Source organism: Pseudomonas asplenii (assembly GCF_900105475.1).
In the GTDB taxonomy this organism is placed as follows: Bacteria; Pseudomonadota; Gammaproteobacteria; order Pseudomonadales; family Pseudomonadaceae; genus Aquipseudomonas; species Aquipseudomonas asplenii.
The window spans coordinates 2,905,172-2,919,959 of record NZ_LT629777.1 but is presented as its reverse complement, the minus strand read 5'-3'; the positions used below and the strand labels follow the sequence as shown (position 1 = coordinate 2,919,959).

The following is a 14,788-nucleotide window of genomic DNA, read 5'->3' as shown; positions in this document are numbered from 1 at the left end:
GCCAACGCCCACCCACTAAAAAGCCCCCGCTGCCGCAAGGCAACGGGGGCTTTTTCATACTCGGGGCATTATATCTCGATCTGGGTACCCAGCTCGATCACCCGGTTGACCGGCAGCTTGAAGAAACGCAGGTTGCCGTTGGCATTCTTCAGCATGAAAGCGAACAACATCTCACGCCAGCGCGCCATGCCAACGATCTTCGACGCGATCACGGTTTCGCGACTGAGGAAGTAGGTGGTACGCATCGGACTGAAATCCAGCTCGTCGAGATGGCACAGCTTCAACGCTTGCGGTACGTCCGGCTCATCGGTGAAACCAAAGTGCAGGATCACCCGGAAGAAGCCCTCACCGTAGGCATCCACCTCGAAACGGCGCTGGGCCGGAACCCGGGGAATGTCCTCGTAGACCACCGTGAGCAACACCACCTGCTCGTGCAGCACCTGGTTGTGCAACAGGTTATGCAGCAGGGCATGGGGCACCGCATCCGGACGCGCGGTGAGGAACACCGCCGTTCCCTGCACACGATGAGGCGGCTGCACACGGATACTGCCGATAAAGATCGGCAGTGGCAGGCCCCCTTCGTCAAGGCGATCGACCAGCAGCTCCTTGCCGCGTTTCCAGGTGGTCATGAGCACGAACAACACGATCCCCGCCAGTACCGGGAACGCGCCGCCCTGAACGATCTTCGGCACGTTGGCGGCGAAGAACAGCCCATCCACCAGCAGGAAGCCGATCAGAATCGGAACAGTGAGAATCGGTGGCCACTTCCACAGCAGCAACATCACCGCCGACACCAGGATGCTGGTGATCAGCATGGTGCCGGTCACCGCAACGCCGTAGGCCGAAGCCAGTGCGTTGGACGATTCGAAGCCGAGCACCAGCAGGATCACCCCGACCATCAGCGTCCAGTTCACCGCACCGATGTAGATTTGCCCTTGCTCGGCGCTGGACGTGTGCTGGATGTACATGCGTGGTATGTAGCCAAGCTGGATCGCCTGACGCGTCAGCGAGAAGGCACCGGAGATCACCGCCTGGGAGGCGATCACCGTGGCCAGGGTCGACAACGCCACCAGCGGGATCAGCGCCCAGGACGGCGCCAGCAGGTAGAACGGGTTGCGCGCGGCCTCAGGGTCCTCCAGCAACAAGGCGCCCTGGCCAAAGTAGTTCAGCACCAGCGCCGGCAATACCAGGGCGAACCAGGCGCGAGCGATCGGCTTGCGACCGAAGTGCCCCATGTCGGCGTACAGTGCCTCGGCACCGGTCAACGCCAGCACCACCGCGCCCAGAATCGCCACGCCCATGCCGGGGTGCACGACGAAGAAACGCACACCCCACATCGGGTTCAGCGCATTGAGCACCTCGGGATGCTGAGTGATGCCATGCACACCGAGAAGCCCCAGCACCAGGAACCAGGCCACCATCACCGGCCCAAACAGCTTGCCGATACTCGCCGTACCGTGTTTCTGGATCAGGAACAGCCCCACCAGCACCACCAGCGACAACGGCACCACCCAATGCTCCAGGCCGTCGAAGGCCAGCTCCAAGCCCTCCACCGCCGACAGTACCGAGATCGCTGGCGTGATCATGCTGTCGCCGTAAAACAGCGCCGCGCCGATCAGCCCGAGAATGACCAGTACCGAGCGCAACCGCGGATAGGACGACGATGCGCGTCGCGCCAGCGCCGTCAGCGCCATGATCCCGCCCTCGCCCTGGTTATCCGCCCGCAGGATGAACAACACGTACTTGATCGAGACCACCCAGATCAGCGACCAGAAAATCAGGGCGAGGATTCCGAAGACCCCATCGTGATTGACCTGAACCCCATAACCACCGGTGAACACCTCTTTGAGGGTGTACAACGGGCTGGTGCCGATATCGCCGTACACCACCCCCACAGCGGCAACCAGCATGCCCAGTGGTTTTGCCACCGAGTGCCCGGCTTGTGCCTGACTCACTGCCTGACCCATCAACTACTCCCCCACAACTCGGACCGGGGCTTCTTCAAAGAAGCACTATTCTTTTTTCAGTTCAGCATGTCACAGCAGCATGCGCTGATTTTCTTACAGTTGCAGATGCTCAATCTTTTGTCGGTAATTTGAAACAAAAAGTGACACCAAACCGCAACGCGGCGAAGCATAGCGCAGCACTCGTCGCATTTCCCTGCATAAAGCTGTTCAAGTGCTTCGCTCGCCGCTAGAATTGCGCACTTTTTGATCAGAGGCGCGCCAAGCGCCCGTCGTCGCCGATTGACAAAGTCGCCGAACGACCTGACACACCAACCGAGGTTAGACATGTCCACCCCCACCGCGCCGGCCAATCCCAAGGTCGGATTCGTAAGTCTTGGTTGCCCGAAGGCTCTGGTTGACTCCGAGCGCATCCTCACGCAACTGCGCATGGAAGGCTATGACGTCGTCTCTACCTACCAGGACGCCGATGTCGTGGTGGTCAACACCTGCGGTTTCATCGACAGCGCCAAGGCCGAGTCACTGGAAGTGATCGGTGAAGCGATCAAGGAAAACGGCAAGGTCATCGTCACCGGCTGCATGGGTGTGGAAGAAGGCAATATCCGCGACGTGCACCCGAGCGTACTGGCGGTGACCGGCCCGCAGCAATACGAACAGGTGGTCAACGCGGTGCACGAAGTGGTGCCACCACGCCAGGACCACAACCCGCTGATCGACCTGGTGCCACCGCAAGGCATCAAGCTGACTCCGCGCCACTACGCCTACCTGAAGATTTCCGAAGGCTGCAACCACAGCTGCAGCTTCTGCATCATTCCGTCGATGCGCGGCAAGCTGGTCAGCCGCCCGGTTGGCGATGTGCTCGACGAGGCCCAGCGCCTGGTCAAGGCCGGCGTCAAGGAACTGCTGGTGATATCCCAGGACACCAGCGCCTATGGCGTCGACGTGAAATACCGCACCGGTTTCTGGAACGGCGCACCGGTCAAGACCCGCATGACCGAACTGTGCGAGGCCCTCAGCACCCTCGGCGTCTGGGTGCGCCTGCACTACGTCTATCCGTACCCACACGTCGACGAGTTGATCCCGCTGATGGCCGCCGGCAAGATCCTGCCGTACCTGGACATCCCGTTCCAGCACGCCAGCCCGAAAGTGCTCAAGTCCATGAAGCGCCCGGCGTTCGAGGACAAGACCCTGGCACGGATCAAGAACTGGCGCGAGATCTGCCCGGAACTGATCATCCGTTCGACCTTCATCGTCGGCTTCCCCGGCGAAACCGAGGAAGACTTCCAGTACCTGCTCGAATGGCTGACCGAAGCCCAGCTCGACCGCGTTGGCTGCTTCCAGTACTCGCCGGTCGAAGGCGCCCCGGCCAATGACCTGGGCCTGGACGTGGTACCGGACGACGTCAAGCAGGACCGCTGGGAGCGCTTCATGGCGCACCAGCAGGCCATCAGTTCGGCCCGCCTGCAACAGCGCATCGGCAAGGAAATCGAAGTGCTGATCGACGAAGTCGACGAGAATGGCGCCGTGGGCCGCTGCTTCTTCGACGCACCGGAAATCGACGGTAACGTCTTCATCGACGGTGCTGGCGACCTCAAGCCGGGCGACAAGATCTGGTGCCGGGTGACCGATGCCGACGAATACGACCTCTGGGCCGAAGCCCTGTAAGCCGTATAAAGTCAAAAAGCCCCGCTCGTTCCACCCGATGCGGGGCTTTTTTACGACTATCGTTTGGCTGAACCACAAGCCACGCGCCAGACGAGGAACGGCGACATGCACCAGCACTCCGCGATTTACACCCCAAGACCCAACGACTACCCGGAACTGACCGAGGTTTGGGAAGCATCCGTACGTGCCACCCACACCTTCCTTCCGGACAGCTACATCGCACAACTGAAAAACCTGCTGCTGACCCGCTACCTGGACGCGGTGATGCTGATCTGCACTCGCGACGCCCGCCAGCGGATCAGCGGTTTTGCCGGGGTCGCAGCAGGCAAGGTGGAGATGCTGTTCATCGCCCCGGAGCAACGCGGGCAGGGCTTGGGCAAGCAGTTGTTGTGGTACGCGATCGACCACCTGAACGCCGACAGACTGGACGTCAACGAACAGAACCCGCAAGCCATCGGTTTCTATTTCAAACAGGGTTTCGAGGTGGTCGGGCGTTCGGAGCACGATGGCCTGGGCCAGCCCTATCCGTTACTGCATCTGCAGCTCAAGCGCTGAGCCAGAAACAGCAATGCTCTGTGTAGGAGACGTCTCCCGCCCACCAGGGAGGCCAACGACAACAAATGTTGCCGGACGCGAGCGGCGCCAGGCAGGTACAATAAGCCCCCCTTTTCGTTACGGCCGCAGTCATGTCTGAACCCATTCGCCTTTCCAAACGCCTTATCGAGCTGGTCGGCTGTTCGCGCCGCGAGGCCGAGCTGTTCATCGAGGGCGGTTGGGTCACGGTCGACGGCGAGGTCATCGACGAGCCGCAGTTCAAAGTCGACAGCCAAAAGGTCGAGCTGGACCCGAATGCCAAGGCCACCGCTCCCGAGCCGGTGACCCTGCTGTTGAACCAGCCAGCCGGTCTCGATACGGACAGCGCACGCCAGTTGCTGAGCGCTGCCAGCCTCTGCGAGGAACACAGCTTTGGCAAGCGACCGTTGCGTGGACATTTCCTGCGCCTGAACTCGGCAGCCGAACTGCAGGCCAACGCCAGCGGCCTGCTGGTCTTTACCCAGGACTGGAAAGTACTGCGCAAGCTGACCGAAGACGCCGCCAAGATCGAGCAGGAATACGTCGTCGAGGTCGCCGGCCAGATGATCGAACATGGCCTTGAGCGGATCGGCCGCGGTCTCACCATCAAGGGCCGCGAACTGCCGGCGGCCAAGGTCAGCTGGCAGAGCGAAAACCGTCTGCGCTTTGCACTGAAAAATCCGCAGCCGGGGCTGATTGCCCAACTCTGCACAGCTGTCGGCCTCAAAGTCGTGGCCATCCGCCGGATTCGCATTGGCGGTGTGTCCATCGGCAAGGTGCCGGTCGGCCAATGGCGCTACCTGTCGCCCAAGGAAAAGTTTTAATTTCAACGCCGCCATCCAGACGCGGCGTTTACCACCCAGGACTGTCTACATGATTCACAACGACGTAATGCGCAGCGTGCGCTACATGCTCGATATCAGCGATGCCAAGGTCGCCGACATCATCAAGCTGACCGGTTTCGAAGCCTCACGGAACGATATCGTCAGTTACCTGAAAAAGGACGAGGAAGAAGGCTTCCTGCACTGCCCTGACGAGGTCATTGCCTATTTCCTCGATGGCCTGGTGATCTTCAAGCGCGGCAAGGACGACAGCCGTCCGCCGCTGCCAGTCGAGTTGCCGGTGACCAACAACATCATCCTGAAGAAGCTGCGGGTAGCCTTCGAACTCAAGGAAGACGACCTGCATGCGATTCTCAAGTCCGTCGACTTCCCGGTTTCCAAGCCGGAGCTGAGCGCGCTATTCCGCAAGGTCGGCCATAACAACTATCGGCCGTGTGGCGACCAGTTGCTGCGCAACTTCCTCAAGGGCCTGACCCTGCGCGTTCGCCACTAAGCCCCAGGCAGACAAGCGAACGCTTGTGGCGAACGGGCTTGCCCGCGCTGGGGCACACAGTGCCCCCAAACCCGCCGCCAGCACCACAAGTCCCTTGGCTTACTGCGACAAAAGCCCGCCAACCCGCGGGCTGCCCACTCAGATTCGCGCGCGCAATACACTCTCGGGCAACGCCTCGCCCCGCTCGACACTGGCCGCCACCTGCCCGATCAACTCATCCAGCTCATAGCCCTGGGCCCTGAGCCACGCGTCGTCGTAGTAGGTCGTGGCATAACGCTCGCCACCATCGCAGAGAATTGCCACGATAGAACCGCTCTCGCCCGCCTCGACCATCTGCCGCGCCGCCATCAGCGCACCGACCAGGTTGGTCCCGCTCGACCCGCCAACCCGCCGTCCCAGGCGGCGTGCCAGATAGTGCATGGCCGCGAGCGACAAGGCATCAGGCACCTTGACCATCGCGTCGATGACCTTGGGCAGGAAAGATGCCTCGACCCGTGGCCGACCAATACCCTCGATCCGCGAACCGCACTCCAGGCGCAGACTGGCATCTCCCGTCTGGTAGTACTCGAAGAACACCGAGCGCTCGGCATCGGCGCACAGCACCCGGGTCGCATGCTGACGGTAACGCACATAACGTCCCAGGGTCGCCGTGGTGCCGCCGGTGCCGGGACTGGAGATCAGCCAGCTCGGCTCCGGATGCCGTTCGAAACGCAGTTGCTGGAAAATCGATTCGGCGATGTTGTTGTTCGCCCGCCAGTCGGTCGCCCGCTCGGCATAGGTGAACTGATCCATGAAATGACCGCCACTTTCCCGTGCCAGACGCTCGGACTCGGCATAGATCTGCGTCGGGTCCTGTACCAGATGACTCTTGCCGCCGTAGAAAGCGATCTGCGCAATCTTCTCCTGCGAGGTGGTCGCCGGCATCACCGCGATGAACGGCAGCCCCAGCAAGCGGGCGAAGTAGGCCTCGGAAATGGCCGTGGAGCCGCTGGACGCTTCGATCACCGGTGCGCCCGGCTTCAACCAGCCGTTACACAGCGCATAGAGGAACAGCGAACGCGCCAGCCGATGCTTCAGACTGCCCGTGGGATGACTGGACTCGTCCTTGAAATACAACTCGATGCCCGGCAACCCCGGCAATGGCAGGGGAATCAGGTGGGTATCGGCACTACGCTGGAAATCGGCCTCGATGATCCGGATCGCTTCCCGGGCCCACTGTCGGTTATCGCTCATGATGAATACTCATTGTAACGGGCGCACGCAGGCGCTGGCGGAGGGGTGAAGCAATAACTGAGAAACCACGACAAGAACAAGCCGAAAGGCCCGCTCGACAGCAACTATAGGAATTTTCCTACCCGGTGCACAGATACAGTGACCAGCCATTTGGAGAGACAACTGCTAGGCTCCCATGGACTGATCCTCCTATCTCCTGCTTATAACAAATAAGAATATAATTTTTGTTTTAACACCTAACAGTACGGGTTAGGGTGTCCCACCTTTTGACTTTCACTCATGGAGAGCAAACCTTGCCTCTGCGTAGCACTTTCACACGGTTCTTTCAGTTGGAAGCTGCCAGCGGTCTGTTATTGATTGCCGCAGCAGCCCTGGCCCTGATTATCAACAATTCACCGCTGTCGTACCTGTACAACGGCCTGCTGGAGGTTCCGGTGGTCGCCCAGGTCGGCGCCTTGAAAATCGCCAAACCCCTGTTGCTGTGGATCAACGACGGCCTGATGGCCCTGTTCTTCCTGCTGATCGGCCTGGAGGTCAAGCGCGAGGTGCTCGAAGGCCACCTATCCAAGCCTTCGCAGGTGATCCTGCCGGGCGCGGCGGCGATCGGCGGGATGCTGGTGCCGGCGCTGGTCTACTGGTTCCTGAACCGGGACGATCCGACCGCACTGGGCGGCTGGGCAATCCCCATGGCCACCGATATCGCCTTTGCCCTCGGGGTGCTGGCCCTGCTGGGCAAGCGGGTACCGGTGTCGCTGAAGCTGTTCCTGATGACCCTGGCGATCATCGACGACCTCGGGGCGATCATCGTCATCGCGATGTTCTATTCCGGCGAACTGTCGGGGCTCTCGCTATTGCTGGCCGGTGCCTGCCTGCTCGCACTGATCGCCATGAATCGGCTGGGCGTGATCAAGCTCGCCCCCTACCTGATCGTCGGCCTGATTCTCTGGGTCTGTGTACTCAAGAGCGGCGTACATGCGACGCTGGCGGGCGTCACCCTGGCATTCTGCATTCCGCTGCGCACGAAGAACGCCGAGCCGTCGCCGTTATTGAGCCTGGAGCATGCGCTACATCCCTGGGTGGCCTACGGTATCCTGCCGCTGTTCGCCTTCGCCAACGCCGGTGTGTCGTTGACGGGCGTCACCCTGGAGAGCTTCACCCATCATGTGCCGCTGGGCATTGCCGCCGGTCTGCTGATCGGCAAGACCGTCGGAGTCTTTGGCCTGACCTGGCTCGCGATCAAGGTGGGCATGGCGACGCTGCCCCAGGGTGCCAACTGGGGCCAGGTGTTTGGCGTGGCGATCCTCTGCGGAATCGGCTTCACCATGAGCCTGTTCGTCGGATCCCTGGCCTTCGTAGCGGGCAGCAGCGATTACGTTGGCATGGACCGCATGGGTATCCTCACCGGCTCGATTCTCGCGGCGCTGATCGGCTACGCGGTCATGACCATTGCCAGCCGGCGGAAAGTCCAGCACTAGAGGTATCCCATCGTCTGTTCCGGCAAAAAGAAAACCCCGGCCAGTTCCCTGGCCGGGGTTTTCTTTTACAGGCTGATCGCAGAAATCAGTGAGAAACGCGGCTGGTCCCACCGACGGTGGAGATACGTACGCGCTCACCGACACGGAAGATTTCGTTCGGCGCCACTTCCTGAACGTAGGCGCGCAGGCTGCCGTCGTCTTCACGCACGGTGATTTCTACACCCTGGGTCTTGGTCAGGCCTTTTTCAGCCATGTTGCCCAGTACACCACCCGCCACCGCACCGATCACAGCAGTGACGATGCTGCCACGGCCGCCACCGATAGCGCTGCCACCGACGCCGCCGACGATCGCACCGGCACCCGCACCGATTGGCGAGTTGGTGCCTTCGATCTGTACCGGACGCAGGGATTCGATGGTACCCAGGCGGATGGTCTGTACGCGACGGGCCTCATCGCGGGAATAGGTATCGCCGGTCAGGCTGTTGGTGCAGCCACCGAGCAGCATGGCCATAGTGGAGAAGGAAGCAATCAACAAAACAGACTTACGCATGGGGGCAGCTCCAAAAGGACATGGTTCAATTAAACTCCGTGGCTTGACCTCTGTCACGGCAGCCTGCGGATAAAATAGCTTTTATTCAGCACCAGTACAGACTCGGCGCACATCAGAACAGAGACAGGGTAGCGCTTGTAAAGCACCCTCCCCGCCCAGCACAAGGACCGTCATGGATTACTTCATCATTGTCATCACCACCGCCGCCGGTTTGTATTTCCACGGGTGGCTGTATGTGAAAACCAGACGCTGGATGGACCGCGACCTCGCATTATCGCTAGCGGGAGACAACGAGGCACGGAAAAAGTTCATGCTGCAGCGTCTCGAGGACGCCCGGGCGCAGAAGGTCAAGCGTCGGGATCTGCAGCGTTGGCTGGAGGCCGCCGCCGCAGAGTTTCCCGTTTAGGGAGCCAGGCGCGAGCGGTTCCAGCCATTGCCCGCCAGGCGATAGTCGAGTCGATCGTGCAGACGACTGGCGCGGCCCTGCCAGAATTCGATGCGCTCAGGCAGCAGACGATAACCCCCCCAATGCTCCGGGCAGTCCGGCTGCGTATCGCTGAAGCGTGCCTCGGTGGCCTTGAGCAACGCCTCCAACTCGCCGCGATCGGCAATCACCCGGCTCTGCGGTGAAGCCCAGGCGCCCAGGCGGCTGCCCAGCGGGCGGACCTGGAAGTAGGCATCCGACTCTTGTGCCGACACCTTGACCACCCGCCCCTCGATGCGCACCTGGCGCTCCAGGCTTGGCCAGAAGAACGTCATGGCGGCGAATGGCCGAGCCGCCAGTTGCCGGCCCTTGTCGCTTTCGTAGTTGGTGAAAAAGGTAAAACCTTGCTCGTCCAACCCCTTGAGCAACAGGATACGGCAATGCGGGCGACCCTCTTCATCGACGGTTGCCAGGGTCATGGCGTTGGCTTCCACCGGGGCCTGTTCGGTTTTCACCGCATCGGCGAACCATTGATGGAACAACGCGAACGGCTCGGTCGGGGCCTGAGCCTCGGTGAGGCCGTCGCGGGTGTAGTCACGGCGCATATCGGCAAGAGCTTGAGTCATGGCGCGTTCCCTTTCACGCCCGGGGCAGTCAGCCCCGGGTCAATCAATCACGGATCAGTTCTTGGCCGAGTTGTCGGCCGCCGCATCCTTCTTCGCCACCGTGGCCTTGGCTGGTGTGGCCTTGGCTGGCGCCGCCTTCTTGACCGGAGCCTTTTTAGCCGGAGCCTTGGCTGGAGCCTTCTTCGCCGACGCAGCCTTGCCCTTGGCGGCTACCGCTTTCTTCGCCGCAGGAGCCGGCGCTGCGGGCTGGACGTCCTTGGCCGCCACCAGGGTCGCAGGGACCGGCGCAGGCGCAGGAATGCTGTATTTGCTCAGCAGGGCCACCATGGTGTTCTGCGGCGTCAGGATGATTTCCACGCGACGGTTCAACGCCCGCCCTTCGCTGCTGTCGTTGGCAGCGCGCGGCATCACCGAGCCCATGCCGCGCAGGATCAGACGATCACGCTGCAGACCGCTGAGGCGGAAAATCGCCGCAACCGACTGGGCACGCTGCTGGCTCAGGGCCTGGGCTGCATCGGCAGCCATGCTGTTATCGCCGTGGCCGAGCACCAGTACTGCAGTTTTCGGATCAGATTCGAGCGTCTTGGCAACCTTGGAGAAAGGACCGAGGGTCACCGGCAGCAGCATTTCCGGGCGCTTGGGGTTGTAGAAGCCGTCGATAGGCGCAATGACCACCAGCACGTTCTCGCGGCGCTCCAACTTCAGCGAGGTGTCCTGGATCGCTGCACGCAGGCGCGGTTCGTGTTCATCGAGCCAGGCCTGGGTGACTTTCGGGTCAGGCATCGGCACCGGGCTGACCGCGGGCTGGGCGGCATCCTTGGCCTTGTCCGAACCGCCAAACGGCCACCACCAGTGGGTTTCCTTTGGCGGGGTCGGGTTGGTCGCCGCGGCGACCGCGACGGCCAGGGGTACGGGTTTTTCCTCAGCCTTGGCAGCGGCAGGTGCGGCAGCAGGTGCGGCGTCCTTGGCGGCAGGTGCGGGGCTAGCGGCCGCGGCGTTCGGCGCCGCCGGGGTATCCTTTTCGGCAACCTTGTCAGACGAGCCGAACGACCACCAGTGGCCGCCCTCTGCACTTTGTGGAGTTTGTGCGCAACCGGTGATGGTCAGGCAAATGGCCAGGGCGAGGGACTTGTTAGATGACATTGGAGATCCACAAATGAGATAGAAAGTACAAGGGCCCTGAGGCCGTATAAACAGATGCTTTGAAAACACAAAAGCCACAGGGTTCCGGCCTGGGGCTTATCGCGGGCATTCTACAGACAGCCGGCCAGAATCCGTACAAGCTTCTGAGCCCGCGGATCCATCAGGACATACGGCCCAAGGGTATTTGTCACGAAACCGAAGGCGACATCGTGCTCTGGATCAGCAAAACCGACCGAACCGCCCGCCCCCGGATGTCCGAAAGCCCTGGCGCCAAGGCCGAACGTGGCGTTGGCGAGGTCTGGCTGGTCCAGCATGCAGCCCAGCCCGAAGCGGGTCTGGGTCAGCAGGGTCTTGTCCATCCCCAGGCTGTGCTCACGAGTCAATTCGTCGAGCATTTCCCCTTCCAGCAGGCTGCCATCGAGCAGACCACTGTAGAAACCCGCCAGGCTGCGCGCATTGCCATGCCCGTTGGCCGCAGGCTGCTGCATGCGCCGCCACTCCGGCTTATTGGTGCTGGTCATGATCGACGGCGGATTGGTGAATGCGCGGGTGGTCATCGCCGTCGGCTCACGCATGGTCACTTGCAGCAGGCGCTGGGCCGCCGCATCGCCGATATTGCCCTTGCCACGGGCAATATGCGCTACTCGATGGAATTCCTCATCCGCCAGGCCGACATGGAAATCCAGCCCCAACGGACGAGAGATCCGCGCGGCAATGGACTCACCCGGCCCACGACCATCAACCCGGCGCAGCAATTCGCCGATCAGCCAGCCATAGGTGATGGCCGCATAACCATGGCCATCACCAGGCGTCCACCAGGGCGTTTCGGCGGCCAGGGCATCGACCATCACTTGCCAGTCATAAAGTGCTTCGGGGGGCAGCAGCTCACGCAGGGCCGGCAAGCCGGCCTGATGGCAGAGCAATTGACGCAAGGTGATGCGCTCTTTCCCTGCTGCCGCGAATTCCGGCCAGTAACGCGCGACCGGAACGTCGAGTTGCAACTTGCCCTCGGCCACCAGTTGCAGGGCGGCAACGGCAGTGAAGGTTTTGGTGCAGGAAAACAGGTTGGCGATGGTATCGGTGTGCCAGGCCTCGGCACCGTCCTTGTCGGCGGTACCAGCCCAGAGATCGACCACGGTTTCCCCGCCGATCCGGATGCAAAGCGCGGCGCCGCGCTCCTGGGGATCGTCGAAGAGGGCCGCGAACGCCTCGCGAACCGCCTCGAATTGAAGCTCGAAATGACCCTGAATCTGCACCCTTGAATTCCCCCGGGCAAACGCCTGACAAAGTGGAGTGCATTGTTTCAGCGATTATCCGGTTTGGGAACAGACACAGGTCGGACGATTCCTATTCTCACCCTGTAGGAAAAGACGCTACAGGGTGAGTGCAAAACGCTCGACTTGATCAGTGGCCGTTGCCGGAATGCCCACCGGCATGCCCTGAAGCCTCCCCTCCAGCGCTGCCGGCACGGCCCTTGCCACCCGCGTCATCGCGATCGATGCCCTTGGCCGCCTTCTGCTGTGCATCCACCTTGGCTTTCTCGGCGGCCTTGCCCAACAACTCGATGGCCTGCAGGTTGCTCTTGCGCACGCTCTCGACAAAGCCCTGGAACGGCACGTCGGTGATACCGACCAGGCCAAAGTGACCATTTTCGCCATCAAGCAGGCGACCGGTGGCCGGCTGGTCGAGATACTGGAACCAGTGCACCCCGACGATCGACGGCTCGTTCACCGCCTGTTTGAGGAAGTTCGCGTACGCCGGACCGCGATCCTCTTCCCGGGCGACTTCGGTCACACCGCCCCAGAACGGGCCACGGTCACGCGAACCGAAGTTGAACTCGGTGATCAGGACCGGCTTGTCCAGTGTATGCAACTGGTCGAAGTCGTAGCCGTCCTGGGGTTGCAGGGTATAGAAGTTGAAACTCAGTACGTCGCAATACTGCGCGCAGGACGCCACCGCCTCCGGTGTACTGATAGCAAAACGCCCGCCCAGCAACAGATGATTCGGCGCATGCCATTTCAGCGAATCGGAGATGGTCTTGAAGTAGGTATCGGCAAAGACCTTCTGGAAATACTGGAGGTCCGCCTCGATTTGCGGATGCTCCGGATTCGGCAACGGCGCCTCGAAACCCGGGTCCTCCATCTGCTCCCAGGTCGGGATATCCACACCCCAGGCCTTCGATAACCCCTGCTGGTTGCGATACTTGTCACGCAACTGCTTGAGAAAGGCGCGCTTGGCCGCCACGTCGGTAGTCATGCGCAACGTGCCGTAGGCCAATGCATAACGGGATTTGGGATCATCACCGGGACCGGCCCAGGCCAGTTCGTTGTCGGCGAAATAGCCCACCAGCCACGGATCGTCGCGGTGATCGCGGGCGGCGATGGCGACCGCGCGCTCGGTGGCCATGGCAAAACGCGGGTCGAACGGGTCGGGCATGCCGCCCCACCAATCGCTGCCGGTGCTGATACTGGAATAATCACCCACGATCGACAGCGGCAAGGTATAGGGCACCCGCTCGTTCAGATCCAGGGTCGAATCGCTCCAGTTGCCGAGGGTGTTGAAACCCCAGGCCTGCAGCCGGTCGAGGGTATGTGTCTGCCAGCGCTTGGCGTCGAAACCCTCGACACACGGCGGCTTCGGCTCGCCCTCCTTGGGCTCGGCGCAAGGCTTGCCGTAGGTACGCTGCAGGTTGGCGCCATAGAAATCGAACCAGCGGCCACTGCTGAATGCACGCCCGGCGTTGGAAGCCAGTGCCACGCTGTTATCGCCCTTGCCGTAGTAGGCGGCCAACGGCTCACCGTCCTTGGGCAACTCGCCGAACATCCATTCTCGCCCCTCGACGTAGGTCTGCTGGTCGTGGGCGCTCACGGTATTGACCCCGAGCGAATAGAACGGGTGGCCTTCGGGCGTCACCAGATACCAGCGGCCATCCTGTTTTTCAGTGCGGAAAAAACCGCTGGCCTCGAAGCTCGGACCCTTGGTCCAGCCACCGAACTTGTCCAGGCCGCTGCGCTCACGCTCGGCCAGCCAGCCCTTGAGCTGTTGCCCCTCGCGGCTGGCAGCGCTCTTGAGTTGTTCGTCGGAGCTGACCTTCTCCGGCCACTTGGCCCGGTTGGACTGACCATAACCATCGACCAGCGAGCTGTAGGCGGCCTTGATCACATCATCACCGTTCTGCACGCCAAACCGTTCCAACAGAATGTTCTGCGCGACTTTCGGCTTGTCCATGGACAAGGTCACCGAAACCACCTGCTTGCGATCCAGATCCCCCACGCTGCTGGCCAGCAGCACCCGCTGGCCGTCCACGGTCAACGGCATCGGCGGACCGGCGCGCATCCCCTGGCTCAGTGGGGAAAAGGCTTGCAACGGCACCAGCAGGGTCTGTGCCGGGCCGGCCGGCAGGTCAACGCGACTGGTCAGCGTCTTGCCGTCGTTGCTCTGGATCGTCACGTTGAGGGTCAGGGCCCAATCCATCGCACTCTGGATCCGCAGGCTCATCACCCCGGACTGCGACCAATCCCAGGCGCCGCTCTGTGGCGTCAGGCGCAGGCTCGGTTGAGTCGTAGGCGTGAAGGTGACACGACGCAGCACCTCGCCCTCTGCAGTCTGTTCGGCGTTGGATTGTGGTAGATCCGTACCATTGGTCACCACCTGCACCACATCGGCAGGACGGACGAAGTTGAACAGCGTCTGCTGGCCGGCAGGCGCAGCCAGCAATGGCGCGGCGAACAACAGAGCAAAAACGGTGGGCAGTGTGCGGCGAATCATGTGAATCCAGTTCTCCCTATCGGCCAGTCAAA

General features: G+C 61.7%; 13 protein-coding genes. 6 read left to right on the top strand and 7 right to left on the bottom strand.

Annotated elements, in window-relative coordinates:
• Window positions 1-68: 68 nt before the first annotated feature.
• Window positions 69-1,967 carry a potassium transporter Kup gene (locus BLU37_RS13350; protein WP_010448663.1) on the bottom strand — a complete coding sequence of 633 codons (1,899 nt, stop codon included), beginning with the start codon at window positions 1,965-1,967 and terminating at the stop codon, window positions 69-71.
• Window positions 1,968-2,291: 324 nt separating this feature from the next.
• Here BLU37_RS13350 and rimO point away from each other — a divergent pair, with 324 nt between their 5' ends.
• From rimO to BLU37_RS13325, 4 genes are all read left to right on the top strand, one after another.
• Complete coding sequence (gene rimO / locus BLU37_RS13340; RefSeq protein WP_090205563.1) at window positions 2,292-3,629, top strand: 30S ribosomal protein S12 methylthiotransferase RimO; 1,338 nt, start codon at window positions 2,292-2,294, stop codon at window positions 3,627-3,629.
• Between the two features lie 105 nt (window positions 3,630-3,734).
• Entirely contained in the window at window positions 3,735-4,184 is a 450-nt protein-coding gene (locus BLU37_RS13335) for a GNAT family N-acetyltransferase (protein ID WP_090205561.1), read from the top strand.
• A gap of 131 nt (window positions 4,185-4,315) precedes the next feature.
• On the top strand, window positions 4,316-5,026 hold the full coding sequence (locus tag BLU37_RS13330) for an rRNA pseudouridine synthase (protein WP_090205558.1): 711 nt from the start codon (window positions 4,316-4,318) through the stop codon (window positions 5,024-5,026).
• Between the two features lie 49 nt (window positions 5,027-5,075).
• Window positions 5,076-5,537 carry a YehS family protein gene (locus tag BLU37_RS13325; RefSeq protein WP_090205556.1) on the top strand — a complete coding sequence of 154 codons (462 nt, stop codon included), beginning with the start codon at window positions 5,076-5,078 and terminating at the stop codon, window positions 5,535-5,537.
• Between the two features lie 138 nt (window positions 5,538-5,675).
• Here BLU37_RS13325 and BLU37_RS13320 read toward each other — a convergent pair whose 3' ends face one another.
• Window positions 5,676-6,773, bottom strand: a complete 1,098-nt coding sequence (locus BLU37_RS13320; RefSeq protein ID WP_172833102.1) for a PLP-dependent cysteine synthase family protein — start codon at window positions 6,771-6,773, stop codon at window positions 5,676-5,678.
• A 290-nt stretch (window positions 6,774-7,063) separates the two neighbouring features.
• Here BLU37_RS13320 and nhaA point away from each other — a divergent pair, with 290 nt between their 5' ends.
• Window positions 7,064-8,245, top strand: coding sequence for a Na+/H+ antiporter NhaA (gene nhaA, locus BLU37_RS13315; protein ID WP_090205550.1), 1,182 nt, complete (start codon window positions 7,064-7,066; stop codon window positions 8,243-8,245).
• Window positions 8,246-8,330: 85 nt separating this feature from the next.
• Here the strand turns inward: nhaA and BLU37_RS13310 are convergent, their stop codons facing one another.
• Entirely contained in the window at window positions 8,331-8,795 is a 465-nt protein-coding gene (locus tag BLU37_RS13310; RefSeq protein ID WP_010450521.1) for an outer membrane lipoprotein, read from the bottom strand.
• Between the two features lie 172 nt (window positions 8,796-8,967).
• Between BLU37_RS13310 and BLU37_RS13305 the strand changes: the two genes are divergently transcribed.
• The gene (locus BLU37_RS13305) at window positions 8,968-9,201 is read left to right on the top strand and encodes a hypothetical protein (protein WP_029533505.1); all 234 of its coding nucleotides are present in this window, start codon (window positions 8,968-8,970) and stop codon (window positions 9,199-9,201) included.
• On the opposite strand, the gene pdxH is transcribed toward BLU37_RS13305, so the two are convergent.
• The 4 genes from pdxH to BLU37_RS13285 all read right to left on the bottom strand — a co-directional run bounded on the left by pdxH (window position 9,198) and on the right by BLU37_RS13285 (window position 14,756).
• Complete coding sequence (gene pdxH, locus BLU37_RS13300) at window positions 9,198-9,845, bottom strand: pyridoxamine 5'-phosphate oxidase (protein ID WP_090205547.1); 648 nt, start codon at window positions 9,843-9,845, stop codon at window positions 9,198-9,200. The two genes, BLU37_RS13305 and pdxH, sit on opposite strands and share 4 nt — an antisense overlap.
• A gap of 54 nt (window positions 9,846-9,899) precedes the next feature.
• Window positions 9,900-10,988: an OmpA family protein gene (locus BLU37_RS13295; protein WP_090205543.1), complete on the bottom strand. Its 1,089-nt coding sequence runs from the start codon at window positions 10,986-10,988 to the stop codon at window positions 9,900-9,902.
• A 110-nt stretch (window positions 10,989-11,098) separates the two neighbouring features.
• On the bottom strand, window positions 11,099-12,244 hold the full coding sequence (locus BLU37_RS13290; protein ID WP_010450525.1) for an EstA family serine hydrolase: 1,146 nt from the start codon (window positions 12,242-12,244) through the stop codon (window positions 11,099-11,101).
• A gap of 148 nt (window positions 12,245-12,392) precedes the next feature.
• Complete coding sequence (locus BLU37_RS13285; protein WP_090205540.1) at window positions 12,393-14,756, bottom strand: beta-galactosidase; 2,364 nt, start codon at window positions 14,754-14,756, stop codon at window positions 12,393-12,395.
• Between the last annotated feature and the right edge of the window lie 32 nt (window positions 14,757-14,788).